Annotated in this window: 13 protein-coding genes and 1 tRNA gene; 8 read left to right on the top strand and 6 right to left on the bottom strand. The window is 61.8% G+C overall.

Going from position 1 to position 14682, the window contains the following annotated elements:
- The first annotated feature begins 109 nt into the window (after positions 1–109).
- Positions 110–739, top strand: coding sequence for an isochorismatase family cysteine hydrolase (locus ACLGGT_RS12500; RefSeq protein WP_437196327.1), 630 nt, complete (start codon positions 110–112; stop codon positions 737–739).
- A gap of 553 nt (positions 740–1292) precedes the next feature.
- Positions 1293–2687 carry an MATE family efflux transporter gene (locus tag ACLGGT_RS12495; RefSeq protein WP_437196325.1) on the top strand — a complete coding sequence of 465 codons (1395 nt, stop codon included), beginning with the start codon at positions 1293–1295 and terminating at the stop codon, positions 2685–2687.
- 417 nt (positions 2688–3104) lie between these two features.
- On the opposite strand, the gene ACLGGT_RS12490 is transcribed toward ACLGGT_RS12495, so the two are convergent.
- Both ACLGGT_RS12490 and ACLGGT_RS12485 read right to left on the bottom strand, forming a co-directional pair.
- A tRNA-Leu gene (locus ACLGGT_RS12490) sits at positions 3105–3190 on the bottom strand.
- Positions 3191–3260: 70 nt separating this feature from the next.
- Positions 3261–3743: an Lrp/AsnC family transcriptional regulator gene (locus tag ACLGGT_RS12485; protein WP_008279962.1), complete on the bottom strand. Its 483-nt coding sequence runs from the start codon at positions 3741–3743 to the stop codon at positions 3261–3263.
- A gap of 101 nt (positions 3744–3844) precedes the next feature.
- Here ACLGGT_RS12485 and putA point away from each other — a divergent pair, with 101 nt between their 5' ends.
- The gene (putA, locus tag ACLGGT_RS12480) at positions 3845–7276 is read left to right on the top strand and encodes a bifunctional proline dehydrogenase/L-glutamate gamma-semialdehyde dehydrogenase PutA (protein ID WP_437196323.1); all 3432 of its coding nucleotides are present in this window, start codon (positions 3845–3847) and stop codon (positions 7274–7276) included.
- Between the two features lie 12 nt (positions 7277–7288).
- Here putA and ACLGGT_RS12475 read toward each other — a convergent pair whose 3' ends face one another.
- Positions 7289–7885, bottom strand: a complete 597-nt coding sequence (locus ACLGGT_RS12475) for a LysE family translocator (RefSeq protein ID WP_437196322.1) — start codon at positions 7883–7885, stop codon at positions 7289–7291.
- Between the two features lie 131 nt (positions 7886–8016).
- Here ACLGGT_RS12475 and ACLGGT_RS12470 point away from each other — a divergent pair, with 131 nt between their 5' ends.
- Positions 8017–8763: a rhomboid family intramembrane serine protease gene (locus ACLGGT_RS12470; RefSeq protein WP_437196320.1), complete on the top strand. Its 747-nt coding sequence runs from the start codon at positions 8017–8019 to the stop codon at positions 8761–8763.
- A gap of 13 nt (positions 8764–8776) precedes the next feature.
- Entirely contained in the window at positions 8777–9127 is a 351-nt protein-coding gene (locus ACLGGT_RS12465; protein ID WP_437196318.1) for a GFA family protein, read from the top strand.
- 9 nt (positions 9128–9136) lie between these two features.
- Here the strand turns inward: ACLGGT_RS12465 and ACLGGT_RS12460 are convergent, their stop codons facing one another.
- The 3 genes from ACLGGT_RS12460 to ACLGGT_RS12450 all read right to left on the bottom strand — a co-directional run bounded on the left by ACLGGT_RS12460 (position 9137) and on the right by ACLGGT_RS12450 (position 12738).
- On the bottom strand, positions 9137–9502 hold the full coding sequence (locus ACLGGT_RS12460; RefSeq protein ID WP_008279957.1) for a hypothetical protein: 366 nt from the start codon (positions 9500–9502) through the stop codon (positions 9137–9139).
- 78 nt (positions 9503–9580) lie between these two features.
- Positions 9581–10366 carry an inositol monophosphatase family protein gene (locus tag ACLGGT_RS12455; RefSeq protein WP_037297120.1) on the bottom strand — a complete coding sequence of 262 codons (786 nt, stop codon included), beginning with the start codon at positions 10364–10366 and terminating at the stop codon, positions 9581–9583.
- A gap of 65 nt (positions 10367–10431) precedes the next feature.
- Positions 10432–12738: a DNA topoisomerase IV subunit A gene (locus ACLGGT_RS12450; protein ID WP_008279955.1), complete on the bottom strand. Its 2307-nt coding sequence runs from the start codon at positions 12736–12738 to the stop codon at positions 10432–10434.
- Between the two features lie 157 nt (positions 12739–12895).
- Here ACLGGT_RS12450 and ACLGGT_RS12445 point away from each other — a divergent pair, with 157 nt between their 5' ends.
- From ACLGGT_RS12445 to ACLGGT_RS12435, 3 genes are all read left to right on the top strand, one after another.
- Entirely contained in the window at positions 12896–13516 is a 621-nt protein-coding gene (locus ACLGGT_RS12445; protein WP_437196316.1) for an SH3 domain-containing protein, read from the top strand.
- Between the two features lie 39 nt (positions 13517–13555).
- Positions 13556–14386, top strand: a complete 831-nt coding sequence (locus ACLGGT_RS12440; RefSeq protein WP_437196314.1) for an SDR family oxidoreductase — start codon at positions 13556–13558, stop codon at positions 14384–14386.
- Between the two features lie 89 nt (positions 14387–14475).
- The gene (locus ACLGGT_RS12435) at positions 14476–14682 is read left to right on the top strand and encodes a twin transmembrane helix small protein (RefSeq protein WP_008279952.1); all 207 of its coding nucleotides are present in this window, start codon (positions 14476–14478) and stop codon (positions 14680–14682) included.

Below are 14682 nucleotides of genomic sequence, written 5' to 3'. Positions count from 1 at the left end.
TTGAAGTGGCACCAGCATGCCTGCTGCGCATTCTGGCGGCCCCAACCCTCATCCCAGATCAAATAACGCGCGGGACAGTCCCGCCTGACGCGAACGAAAAGGAAAACCCATGGACGAAACCATCTATCCCCAAGGCAGCACAGCACTTCTTTGCGTCGATCCCTATAACGATTTTCTCGCTGAGGATGGCAAGATGTGGCCCGCCCTCAGCGATGTCTCGAAAGCCGTTGATCTGCATGCCAACCTGATCAAGATCCGCGCGGCCGTGCGAGAGGCCGGACATCCGATCTTCATCCTGCCCCATCACCGCCACCGCGCCGGCGATTTCGAGGGATGGGCACACCTGACGCCGTTTCAGGCGGCGGCGCATGACCACCAGATGTTCGCCGAGGGAAGCAGGGGCGGAGACTGGTACGAGGGGTTCGGTCCCGACCACGGCGACATTGTCGTCAAGGAGCACTGGGGCGCCTCCAGCTTTGCCAATACCGACCTTGATGTGCAGCTGCGCCAACGCGGGATCACCCATGTCATCTTTATCGGGGCGATCGCCAATACCTGCACCGAAGCGTCAGCCCGATATGCGGCCGAACTTGGCTATCATGTGACCCTCGTTCGCGACGCAACGGCGGCCTTGTCCCCGGATGCGCTGCATGCCGCGCATGAGATCAACGGCCCAACCTATGCCCACGCCATTCTCACCACGGCAGAGGTGGTGGGGAAACTGCGTTCACGGGCATAGACATCATCCGCTTTGATGAGGCTGGCTAGATAGCGGACCTTGTGGTGATGATCCGCCCGATAGCTGCCATCATAAGGCTGGGCGAAGAAGCCGCGCGCCGCAGGGCAACCGCGAACCAAGCTGCTCAAGACCAGAGCGCCGAATAGGGTGTTTGAACCGTCGAGATTTCGAGCGTTTCACGAGGCCATGAATGGATTGTTTGGCAAGATATACTTGGTGATCCTCTTGGTGATCAAAGCGCGTAATCAGGCGAAAGACTTTGTTTTCTTCAAAGGACTTACCCATGACAAACAGAAATCTTTGCGCTCACCGGGACAAGCTCGGGTATGTACCCTCGGCCGATTTGGAGCGGCGAAACCAACCCTCTCGATCTTAACACTATCGGCGCCGTTCTTGATATCAGCCTTGGCCAGTCAGACCTTGTCCGATAGGCTTGGGCTGCTTCATTTGCCTATTTCAGATCACGTTTGAATAGTGTTCTGATGGGGCGCGGAACTTACCATCTGGAACGGCTCATTTTCGGGCAGCGATCCATCAATCAATCGGAAGCCATATGGCCGAAGCACGCGCGGTTTTTCTAGAGGGGAACCTCTTTCGTCATATCACGGTGATGGCGCTGACCTCGTCGGTGGGTCTGATGGCGGTTTTCGCAGTCGATTTCATCGACATGGTCTTTATCGCGATGCTGGGCAACGCGGAACTGGCGGCGGCGGTGGGCTACGCGGGCGCGATCCTGTTCTTCACCACCTCCTTTGGCATCGGCATGGCGATTGCGGCGGGCGCACTGGTGGCCCGGGCGCTGGGACAGGGCGACGCCGAGCTGGCCCGCGCGCAGGCGGCGGCAGCGCTTGTCTGGGGGGTGGTTTTTGGCGCGGTCTTCGCGGCAACGGTCTGGCTGAACCTTGCGGGACTGGCGGCGCTGATGGGGGCTACGGGCGAGACGCTGGATCTCGCGGTGCATTACCTGCAAATCATCGTGCCCAGCCTGCCTTTTCTGATCGTCGGCATGGTGGGCGGTGCGATCCTGCGCGCCCATGGCGACGCACGCCGCGCGATGATGGCGACGATCTGGGGGGCGCTGGTCAATGCGGTGCTGGACCCGATCCTGATCTTCGGCCTTGGGCTCGACCTGACAGGTGCTGCACTGGCCAGCGTGGCGGCGCGGCTGGTGATCGCGGGCACTGCGCTGATCCCGATCTTTCGCCATCACGGTGGGCTGGTGCGGCCCGGTCTACCAGAGATGTCCATCGCCTTCGTACCGATCGTGACCATCGCAGCCCCGGCGATCCTGACCCAATTGGCGACGCCCGTGGGACAGGCCGTCGTCACCCGCGCCATGGCCAGCTTCGGCGAGGCGGCGGTCGCAGGCATGGCCATCGTGGGACGGATGACGCCGGTGGCCTTCGGCGTGATCTTTGCGCTGTCGGGTGCCATCGGGCCGGTGATCGGCCAGAACTTTGGCGCGGGGCGGATGGACCGGGTCCGGCAGGCCTACCGCGATGGGCTGCTCTTCTGCGCCCTCTTCACCTTTGCGATGACGGCGCTGCTGTTTGCCTTGCGCGGGCCCATCATTGCGCTTTTCGGGGCTGAGGGGGTGACGCGCGACCTGATCCTCCTGTTCTGCGGACCGTTGGCGCTGGCGTTTTTCTTCAACGGGGTGATCTTTGTCTCGAACGCGGCCTTCAACAACATGGGTCACCCGTTCCGCTCTACCTGGATCAACTGGGGGCGGCACACGCTTGGCACCGTGCCTTTTGTTCTTGCGGGCGGTGCGCTGTTTGGCGCGTCAGGAGTGCTGATCGGGCAAGCGGTGGGCGGCGTGATCTTTGCCGGTGTTGCGGCGCTGATGGTGCGGCGGATGATGGACCGCAAGGCAGGTGCGCCGCCCCCGGAAAAGCCGTTCGACCGGCAGGCGCGGCTGATGAGCCTGATGCACAGGCGCCGGTGACTCTGCGCGGGGGCCTTTTCGATGGGGTAACCAGGGTTGACCATCCGTTATAGGTATGTCGCAGGAAAAGGCCCAGCCGATGCCGCACGACGCGTCCCAAGACCGATGCCATTCAGTCCAATCGCCCCCTGCCTCCCGGCAGATTACCTGTTGCCAGACAGCTAAACTCCACACATCCCTCGGGGCAAAGCGCGCTCGCGACCATCAAGCCTATGTTTTCGCTAAGCAGGCGTGCATCTGAACTTGGCACCCTCTGCCCGCCAACCGAAATGCCCGCAACGCTGCACAGGCGGCTGGCGCGGTGCTTGCCTCGCACGGGGGCGTAAAGCCGCGCGCAGAAGGTGCTTACATTGGGGTATGAGCAGAGAAAGCATGGGCGGCTTTATCCATTCAAAACAACGGCCTATGTTATAATCATGGTGCCCGCGGCCGGACTCGAACCGGCACGGCCATACGGCCGGGAGATTTTAAGTCTCATGTGTCTACCATTCCACCACGCGGGCACGAGGGGCGCGGGCGGACAATATCCGCTTTGACGGAGGTGTAAAGCCATAGCCGGGGCTACGCCACGGATCAGATCACATCCGAGAGCGCATTTTCCTTGACCGCCTGCATCGCCACATAGGTCGAGGTATTGGCCAGATGCGGCAGGGTCGAGATATGTTCGGCAAGCACCCGGCGATAATCAGCCATGCTCTGCGTGCGAATTTTCATAAGGTAGTCGAAATTGCCTGCAATGAGATGCACTTGCTCGATCTCGGGGATCTTTGACACGGCGGCGTTGAATTCTGCCAGGGCCGCTTCTCGGGTGTCGTGCAGGCGCACTTCGACAAAGCTCACGTGGTCGAGGCCGAGGCGGATAGGATCGAAAAGCGCGCGGTAGCCGGTGATGACGCCATCGCGCTCGAGCCGCCTGAGCCGCGCTTGCGTTGGTGATTTCGACAGACCGATCTCGCGCGCCAGCTCGGTGACGCTGATCCGCCCGTCCCCTGCCAGAACCCGCAGAATCGCCCGGTCAAAGCGGTCGAGGTCAAGCTGTTCGTTTTGATCCATCATATGCTCCAAATTCAAACCATCCGACCTGAGATTTCATTCTAATCAGGAAAAGTCACTGGTTCAATGATGCTATGATGTGCCATCCAACCATGGGGATCCGCATGCCATACGACACTGATATCCGCCGCGCCATCGAGTTTGCCACCTATGCAGATGAGAGCGAGACATTGGCACGCCTGACCGCTGCCGCAAACCTCTCTGAGGCAGACCGGGCGCGGATCTGCGCGCGCGGTGCCGCGCTTGTTCGGTCCATCCGCGGGCAATCGAGCCCGGGGCTGATGGAGGTGTTTCTGGCGGAATATGGTCTCTCGACAGATGAGGGCATCGCGCTCATGTGTCTGGCAGAGGCGCTTTTGCGCGTGCCCGATGCCGACACGATCGACGCGCTGATCGAGGACAAGATCGCGCCTTCGGACTGGGGCAAGCATATGGGGCATTCCACCTCGCCGCTGGTCAATGCCTCGACCTGGGCGTTGATGCTGACCGGCAAGGTGCTCAAGGATGAAAAGCCCGGCCCCGTGGGCCATCTGCGCGGGGCCATCAAGCGGCTGGGCGAGCCGGTGATCCGCACCGCCGTGGGCCGCGCGATGAAGGAAATGGGCCGCCAATTCGTGTTGGGCGAGACCATTCAAGGGGCCATGGACCGCGCGGCGGGGATGGAAAAGAAGGGCTACCGCTATTCCTATGACATGCTGGGTGAGGCGGCGCGCACTGATGCGGATGCCACCCGCTATCACCTCAGCTATTCGCGCGCCATCACGGCGATTGCCAATGCCTGCACGCAGGCCGACATCCGCAGCAACCCCGGCATTTCTGTAAAGCTCTCGGCGCTGCATCCGCGCTATGAGGTAGCGCAGCGCGAACAGGTCATGGCGGTTCTGGTGCCGCGTCTGCGCAGCCTCGCGCTCCTGGCGAAATCAGCCAAGATGGGGCTGAACATCGACGCCGAAGAGGCCGATCGCCTGTCGCTCTCGCTGGATGTGATCGAGACCGTTCTGGAAGAGCCCGCGCTTGCCGGATGGGACGGGTTTGGTGTGGTGGTGCAGGCCTATGGCCAACGCGCGAGCCACGTGATCGACTTTCTCTATGATCTGGCCACGCGGCTTGACCGCAAGATCATGGTGCGTCTGGTCAAGGGCGCCTATTGGGATACTGAAATCAAGCGCGCGCAGGTGGCGGGGATCGACGGGTTTCCGGTCTTTACCTCCAAGGCCGCAACCGATGTGAGCTATATCGCCAATGCGCGCAAGCTTTTGTCGATGACCGACCGCATCTATCCGCAATTCGCCACTCATAACGCCCATACCGCCGCCGCCATTCTCGATATGGGCAGCGACAAGGGCGCGTTTGAGTTTCAGCGCCTGCATGGCATGGGCGAGGCGCTGCATGACATCATCCTCAAGGCAGAGGGCACGCGGTGCCGGATTTATGCCCCAGTGGGCGCGCATCGCGATCTATTGGCCTATCTGGTGCGGCGATTGCTGGAAAACGGGGCGAATTCCAGCTTTGTGAACCAGATCGTCAACGAAGACGTGGCCCCCGAAGAGGTCGCCCGCGATCCTTTTGTGGCGGTGAACGATCCGCAGCCGCACCTGCCCAAAGGCCCGGACCTGTTTCAGCCCGAACGGCCCAATTCGCGCGGATTTGACCTGCGCCATCAACCGACGCTGGACCGGATTGAGGCGGCGCGCGCGCCCTTTGCGCAGCATCGCTGGGAAGCGGCACCGCTGATCGCGGGCGCGGCTGCACCCCAAACCCCCGAAACGGTCGAGAACCCGGCAGATCCCGCAGACATGCCGGGCACCGTAGCCTGGGCCAGCAAGGCCGACATCGAGGCGGCGCTGGCCGCCGCAGCGCCATGGAACGCACCTGCCAACGCCCGAGGCGTGATCCTGAACCGCGTGGCGGACCTCTATGAGGAAAATTACGGCGAGATTTTCGCGCTCCTGGCCCGTGAGGCTGGGAAATCCATCCCAGATGCCGTGGCCGAATTGCGTGAGGCGGTGGATTTCCTGCGCTACTACGCCGCCAATGCCCCCGAAGAGGCCCCTGTCGGCACCTTTACCTGTATCAGCCCGTGGAATTTCCCTCTGGCCATTTTTACAGGCCAGATCGCGGCGGCGCTGGCCGCTGGCAATGCCGTGTTGTCGAAACCTGCCGAGCAGACGCCGCTCATCGCGCATTTGGCAGTGGGCCTCATGCACAAGGCGGGCGTGCCTGCCACGGCGCTGCAACTGTTGCCCGGTGCGGGCGATGTGGGGGCAGCACTTACCTCTGACGCGCGTGTGGGCGGTGTGGCCTTTACCGGCTCGACCGAAACCGCGCTGAAAATCCGCGCGGCCATGGCCAAGCATCTGGCTCCCGGTGCGCCGCTCATCGCGGAAACCGGCGGCATGAACGCGATGATCGTAGACAGCACCGCGCTGCCCGAACAGGCCGTGCAGGCGATTGTCGAGAGCGCGTTTCAATCGGCCGGTCAACGCTGTTCCGCGCTGCGCTGCCTTTATGTGCAAGACGACATCGCACCGCATTTCCTAGAGATGCTGACCGGCGCGATGGATGCGCTGAGCGTTGGCACCCCTTGGCATTTGAGCACCGATTGCGGGCCTGTCATCGACGAAGAGGCGCGCGCCGGAATTGCCGCGCATATCCAGACCGCGCGCGCCGAAGGGCGCCTGTTGCACGAGCTGAAAACCCCTAACGCAGGCACCTATATTGCCCCCACACTGATCAAGGTTGGTGGGATCGGCGAGATTGAGCGCGAGATCTTTGGGCCCGTCCTGCATGTGGCCACGTTCAAATCCGGCGATCTTGACCGGGTGATCGGCGCGATCAACGCCACCGGCTATGGTCTGACCTTTGGCCTGATGACGCGGATCGACGACCGCGTGCAGCATGTGACCGAGGCGGTGCATGCGGGCAATATCTATGTCAACCGCAACCAGATCGGCGCCATCGTCGGCAGCCAACCCTTTGGTGGCGAAGGCATGTCGGGCACCGGGCCCAAGGCGGGCGGGCCGCATTACCTTACCCGCTTTACCGCGCGCGCAGCGCCGGAACAGGGCGAAAAGTGGACCGAGGCCATGTCGGCCAATGCCGCGCAAAAGGCGCTTGATGCGGCCAATGCCGCCGCCCGCACGCCGCGCGCCGCCCTTGTTCTACCGGGGCCGACGGGGGAATCTAACCGCCTGACCAGCCATGTCCGCCCTGCACTTCTTTGCATGGGGCCGGGGGCAGATCTGGCGGCGGCGCAGGCCCGCGCGGTTGAGGGGCTGGGCGGGGTGGCGGTGATCGCCACGGGCCGCGTTGACCCCGAGGCGCTTGTGACCATGGGCGGCCTCTCGGGCGTGATCTGGTGGGGATGCGAAAGCGAGGCGCGCGCCTATGCCGGGGCCATGGCGCGGCGCGCAGGTCCGATCCTGCCGCTTATCACCGGGTTACCCGATACCGGCCATGCGCTCCACGAACGGCATGTCTGCGTGGATACCACTGCGGCGGGGGGCAATGCGGCGCTTTTGAGCGGGATGTCCTGAGCCTCGGGTGGATCAGGACAAAAGCATCCACAGGGCCACGGTCCCCAGGGTCACGCCGAAAGCTGTATTCAGTGCCCGCGCGCTTCCAGCGCGGGCAAAAAGCTGGCCCAATCTCGCGCCCATCATGGTCCACAGGGTAAAGGCCACTAGGTTGTTAAGCGTAAAAATCGTGGTGATACCCAGAACCAACACCGTTCGGTTGGTGTCCGAAACGCTCAGGAATTGTGTGAACATCAACGCGATGATCACATAGGCCTTGGGGTTGAGGAGCAAGAGCACCGCCCCATCCCGAAACGACGCCGGGCGTGGCTCAATCGCGCTGTCGCGCGCCCCGGCACGCAGAAAACCCCAAGCGATCCAGAAAACGTAGAGTGCACCCGCGAGTTTGAGCAAGACGAAGACCCCCGGCGCAGCCTCAAGCGCGCCGACAAAGCCGAAACCTATGGCGGCGGTCACCAGCCATGTGGCGATGTGATACCCAAAGCTTGCCGGAAACGTCGCCCTCATCCCAAAGCGCGCGCCATTGGCGGCGAAAAAGAGATTGCCGGGACCGGGACTATAGGCCAGCGGCAAAAGAAAAAGCACAAGCGCAAATGCAAGCTGGGTCATCGTCATCTCCTATGGATGGGACAACTTTGCGCACCGATCCCGATATTGGGCGACCCGGTTCTTGCGCAAATCGTGGCGGCGGGTGCAATCACCGGCTTTCCGTCCCCCGTGATCCGCGCTAGCTTTCGCGCATGTTTCCGATCCGCGATCATAATCCTTCGGGGCGCACACCCTATGTCACCTACGGGCTGATTGCGCTCAACGTGTTGATATTCTTGGCCTATTGGCCGCTTTTCTCAGATGAGCGGGCGCTCAATGTCTTTTTCTACGACTGGGCGATGATCCCCGCCAAAGTCACGCAAATCGGTGACTTCACCGGGCTTTTGACCTCGATGTTCCTGCACGGCGGGGTGCTGCACCTAGCGGGCAACATGCTGTTTCTGTGGATTTTTGGCGACAATATGGAGGACCGGATGGGGCATTTGCCCTATCTTCTTTTCTACATTGCCACTGGCGTTGTGGCGGGGCTGGCACAGATCTTGGATAGTCCGGGGTCGATGGTGCCAACCGTCGGGGCCTCTGGGGCGATTGCCGGGGTGATGGGGGGCTATCTCTTGCTGTTTCCGCGCGCGCGGGTCGATATCTTGCTGATCTTCATCGTCTTTTTCCGTGTCATCACGATCCCGGCGGCGATTTTGTTGGTGCTGTGGTTTGCCATTCAGGTGATGGCTGGCCTCGGCAGCGATCCCGATATGGGCGGGGTCGCCTATTGGGCGCATGCGGGCGGCTTCGTGGCGGGCGTCCTTCTGACCCTGCCGATATTTATGCGGCTGGGCGGCCCGCTTTTCTGGCGCGCGACAGCAGGCACCCCGCCCAATCCAGAGGCTGATTACCGCTTTCGCCGCAGTTCTATTCCAGCCGTGAGGAAACGCCGATGAATACCCCCTCAAAGTGACCTGCCACTGTGGCGCGGTTGAGCTACGCGTGACGCTCTCGGACGGGCTCGAGACTGCGCGGCGGTGCGACTGCTCGTTTTGCCGCAGGCGTGGGGCAGCGGCGGTTTCGGCCCCCTTGGACAAGGTCGAGGTGGTCCGGGGTGCGGATAATCTGACCCTTTATCAATGGGGCACAGGCACGGCCAAGCACTATTTCTGCAAGACGTGCGGGATCTACACGCATCATCAGCGGCGCTCGGACCCGAATGAATATGGCGTCAATCTTGGGGCTATTGAAGGCGTCAATCCACGTGATCTAGACCCGATCGGTTGGGTGGACGGGGTCAACCATCCATCAGATCGCTGACCCGGCGCATCAGGGGGCCGACAAAACCCATATGCCGTCCATGAGGCAGCGTTTGGTCCGCAGCCCGCGGGCGGGCTCTGCCCCCTTGGGCCTGAAGCGATGCGCAAGCGTGACACAAGCGCCCTCCACCGAGATGATCCGCACCACACCATCAGCGCGCGTGTTGGGGTTTTTCCAACTCACCTCATCGCCGACTTTTCCGCGCCCTTCCGAATAAAGACTGGCCGCACTGCGCATCATGATGTTGACATCGCCTTGAACCATTCCAGAGCGATCCAAATCGCGGAGAATGGCATTAGCCGAAGCTGGGGCTGCCCCCATGAAGACCATGACACCAATGGCAACAGCGTGCGCGAAATTTCTTTTGTGGATCATGGATCGCCTTCCCCGAGTTGTTACACCAATGCTGGAAAGGTAGGTGGCACTCCTCAGGGCGTCAACACAAAGCCCGCCTCAGCCCCGGATCACGCCCGCAAACTTGTCAAAGATCGCCTCGTTGCCGCAGATCACTTCGCCATCGGCCAGAATATTGCCACCAGAGCGCAGCGGTTCGACAAAGCCGCCCGCTTCGCGCACGATGATCACCCCTGCGGCCAGATCCCACGCGTTCAAACGCCGCTCCCAGAACCCCTCGTAGCGCCCTGCGGCGACATAGGCCATGTCGAGCGCCGCTGATCCCCAGCGGCGCACACCCGCGCAGGTGGGCATCAGCCGTGCCAAATCCTGCAAGGTTTCGGGCAGGTCGGCCCGCCCGCCAAAAGGCAGGCCCGTGGCAAAAATCGACTCGATCATCTTGCTGCGCCCCGAGACACGCAAGCGGCTCTCGTTCATCCAGGCACCTGCACCTTTTTCGGCAAAGAACGCCTCGTCCTTGCTGGCGTCATAGATGACGCCTGCCACGACCTCGCCCTTGTGTTCGAGGGCAATGGAAACGGCCCAATGCGGCAGGCCGTGCAGAAAATTGGTGGTGCCATCCAGCGGGTCGACAATCCAGCGGCGGGTGGGGTCCTGCCCCTCTTCCTCGCCGCCCTCTTCGGCCAGCCAGCCATAGGTCGGGCGCGCGCCCATCAACTCGGTCTTGAGGATCTTTTCCGCAGCAATATCGGCGCGGCTGACGAAATCGCCCGCGCCCTTCATGCTGACCTGAAGGTTCTCGACCTCGCGGAAATCCTTGGCCAGTGCCCGCCCCGCTTTGCGCGCGGCCTTGAGCATGACGTTGAGATTGGCACTACCTACCATGGGACGGGCTCCTTTTGGGTCAGGCCGGGGCTATACGCCGCGCATCCGCAACAGACAAGGCCCGATCAGGTAAAGCGGTTGTCACGCGGAAAGCCGCGCGGGGCCATGCGCCCTGATCCAGCGCGCTTGCCCAACCATTCCTCAAGATTGCTTTCCGTGCGGGTGCGCCCTGCGGGATCGCGCCAAGTCAGACCGGCCGCGAGATCAAAGGTGGTGGCATCGGACAACCCACCGTCCTTGTATTTCTGAAGCCGCACGCCCTTGCCGCGCCCAAGTTCGGGCAATTCATCCAGAGCAAATACCAGCACCTTGCGATTATCCCCAACACAGGCGACGTGATCGCCCGTCACCGGGCGGCAGACCAAGGCCCGCGCCGGTTCTTTGAGGTTCAGCACCTGCTTGCCGCTGCGGGTCTGGGCGATCACCTCTTCCTCGGGCACGATAAAACCGTCGCCTGCGTCAGAGGCGACCAGCAATTTACGCCCCGGTTTATGGATAAGCAGATCGACGATGCCCGCCTCATTGGGCAGATCGACCATCAGGCGCAGCGGTTCGCCCATGCCGCGCCCGCCGGGCAGGTTTGACGCGCTCAGAGTATAAAAGCGGCCATTGCTGCCAAAGACCAGAATCCGGTCGGTCGTCTCGGCATGGAACATGAAGCGGGGGCCATCGCCATCCTTGAACTTCAACTCGCGGCTCAGATCGAGATGCCCGGTCATGGCCCGGATCCAACCCATTTGGCTGCACACCACCGTGATCGGTTCACGGTCGATCATCGCCTCAAGCGGCACGTCTTCGACGCTGCCCGCCTCGGCGAATTGCGTGCGGCGCGCGCCGATGGGATGGGTCTTGCCAAAGGTCTTTTTGACCTCTTTCAACTGATCGGCCACCGCCGCCCATTGCAGGGATACATCGTCGAGCAGATCCTCAAGCCCCGCACGTTCCGCCATCAATGTGTCGCGCTCTGCGCGCAACTCCATCTCTTCCAGACGGCGAAGGCTGCGCAGCCGCATGTTCAGGATTGCCTCGGCCTGCACCTCGGTCAGCCCGGCCTCTGCGGTGGGTGGGGGCGGTACATAATCCGCCTCAGACATCGCACGCGGCACGGTGCGGCCCCAATCCTCGCGCATCAGCGCCGCCTTGGGATCCTCGTCGTAGCGGATGATGTCGATCACCCGGTCGAGGTTGAGGAAGGCGATAATCAGCCCTTCCAGCACCTCCAGCCGGTGGTCGATCTTTTCCATCCGGTGCACAGAGCGGCGCAACAGCACCTGCTGCCGGAAATCAAGGAAGGCGCGCAGCACCTCTTTCAGCGAGCAGACCTTGGGCGTTACACCATCAATCAAGACGTTCATATTGAGCGAGAACCGCACTTCCAATTCGGAATTGCGATACATCATGCCCATCAACACCTCGGGATCGACATTCTTGGATCGTGGTTCCAGTACCAGACGCACGTCATCGGCGCTCTCGTCGCGGACATCGGCAAGGATCGGCACCTTGCGGGTCTGGATCAGTTCGGCAATCCGCTCGATCAGCTTGGATTTCTGCACCTGATAGGGAATTTCGGTCACGACAATCTGCCATTGACCGCGCCCCAGATCCTCCAACTCCCATTTGCAGCGCAGACGGAACGCGCCGCGCCCGGTTAGATAGGCCTGTGCGATGCTCTCGGGCGGCTCGACGATGACACCGCCGGTGGGAAAATCGGGGCCGGGGATATACTGCAGTAGCGTGTCGTCGCGGGCATCGGGCGACTTGATCAGATGCAGGCAGGCATCAATCAATTCGGCGATGTTATGCGGTGGAATATTGGTCGCCATGCCAACGGCAATGCCCGAAGAGCCATTGGCCAGCAGGTTCGGAAAAGACGCCGGAAGCACGACAGGCTCGCGCAGGGTGCCGTCGTAATTGTCACGGAAATCGACGGCATCTTCGGCCAGACCATCCAGCAGCGCCTCGGCAAAGGCGGTCATCCGCGCCTCGGTATATCGGCTTGCGGCGGGATTATCGCCGTCGATATTGCCGAAATTGCCCTGCCCATCCACCAGCGGATAGCGCACCGCGAAATCCTGTGCGAGACGCGCCATCGCATCGTAGATCGCCGCGTCACCATGCGGGTGATAGTTGCCCATCACGTCGCCGGAAATCTTGGCGGATTTGCGGAATCCCCCCGAACTGGACAGGCGCAACTCGCGCATCGCGTAGAGAATGCGGCGATGAACTGGCTTCAACCCATCCCGCGCATCGGGCAGCGCGCGGTGCATGATGGTCGAAAGCGCATAGGTCAAATAGCGCTCGCCAATCGCACGGCGGAGCGGCTCTGACACAGCCTCGGGCTGCATATTGGGGTCGTCCAACAAATCACTCATGGATATGGTGATAGCCCTGCCACCCTGCGGCGTAAAGCATCCAGAGGCCACAGGTTTCAATCTTTTCCGATTTCCCCTCATGCGACGGCACGAATCGGATATACTGGGGGCGCTGCCAAGCACTTTAATCTGTCGTATGGTACTGGGGGGATGCGCAATGTGGCGCTTTATTCTTGTGAGCTTTGCTTTTCTGGGATGGTCTTTTTATGAATTGAGCGGCGGGGCTGATTATCGCCCGTCGGCCAATTCCATTCAGGCGCGTGCCCTTCTTGACAATCACCGGCCGCAGGCCCGGCCCTTGCGTGTGAATGTGATCGAACTGGCGCAGGATGGCACACCCCGGCAGGATGCCGAGGTCACGCGCACCATCACCTCGCTGCATGATCTGGGCCTCAGCATGGGTGATAAAGTGGTGCTGACGCTGGCCTCTGCCGAAGGGGACGCAACACCTGATCCCATTTCCCTCAACCTGCCGACCGTGCGTGTGGCAACGCCCACCGCCCTGCCCGACACGCCAGAGGTGGCCCAGCCCGTGCAAGCAGTTGCGCTGGACGGTGAAACGCTGGCCGCGGCCTCTGACATGCGCCGGGTTTCGGGAAATTCGGTCAATCTACGCACCGGGCCCGGCACTGGTTTTGGTCGCGTGGCCAGCCTGAAGCGCGGCACCGAAGTGATCGTGCTGCGCGACCCCGGTGAAGGCTGGATCAAGCTGCGCGTGGTCGAGACCGGGCGCATCGGCTGGATGGCAGAGACGCTGCTTACGCTGGCCTCTGACTAACTCTTGCATCGCGGCGCGGCGCACGCCACAAGGTCGGGCATGACGCAACGCTCCATCCTGATCACCGGCTGTTCCTCGGGCATCGGCTATAACGCAGCCCACGGGTTGCGCGCGCGCGGCTGGCGGGTGTTTGCCGCCTGCCGGCAACAAGCCGATTGCGAACGGCTGCGCGCGGAAGGGTTCGACAGCCCACGCATCGACTATGCCGATGAGGCCAGTATTGAGCAGGCCGTGGCCGAGGTGCTGGCCGCCACCGGTGGGCGCCTTGATGCGCTGTTCAACAATGGGGCCTATGCCTGTCCGGGGTTGGTCGAGGATTTGCCGCGCGACGCACTGCGCGAGATTTTCGAAAGCAACTTTTTTGGCTGGCATGACCTGACACGCCAGGTGATCCCGGCCATGCGCGCGCAGGGGCATGGCCGCATCGTGCAATGCTCGTCGGTATTGGGTCTGGTCACACTCGGCTGGCGCGGGGCCTATGTGAGCACCAAATTCGCCCTCGAGGGGCTGACCGATACGCTGCGGATCGAAATGCGCGACAGTGGCATTCATGTCTGCCTGATCGAGCCCGGTCCCGTGACCACAAAAATCCGCGAGAATGCCCGCGCGCCATTTGAACGCTGGATCGACTGGGAAAGCGCGCATCGCATGGCCGAATATCGCGACAAGTTGCGCCCGCGTCTTTACGGCCCCTACGCCAAAGACAATTTCGAACTGCCCCCTGAGGCGGTCACCAAGAAACTGATCCATGCGCTCGAAGCGCCCCGCCCAAAGGCGCGGTATTACGTGACCACGCCCACTTACCTCATGGGCACGCTGCGCCGCATTCTGCCCACGCGCCTGCTGGATTGGGTGATCTCGAAAGCGTGACGGGCGCGCGCCCGCGTCATATTTTCCCTTTCGCTTTTCGCCCCGCGCCGCCTAGATGTGCCCCAGCACCAACCCCGAAAGGACACCTTATGCTGCAAGACCCGCTTTTCATCCTCATGGCCGTGGGCTGTATTGCGGTGGCGGTGATCCTGATCCGAGGCATTTCCACCTTTGGCAAAGAAGGCGTGGAGAATGCCAAACGATCGAACAAATTCATGCAATGGCGATTGATCGCGCAATTCATAGCGATCATCCTCATCCTAATTTTCGTATATTTCCGCAGGCAGGGAGGATAA

Source organism: Roseovarius sp. MS2 (genome assembly GCF_051447875.1).
Lineage (GTDB): Bacteria > Pseudomonadota > Alphaproteobacteria > Rhodobacterales > Rhodobacteraceae > Roseovarius > Roseovarius mucosus_A.
Note: the sequence above shows the minus strand (reverse complement) of the source record. Positions and strands in the feature narration are given on the sequence as shown.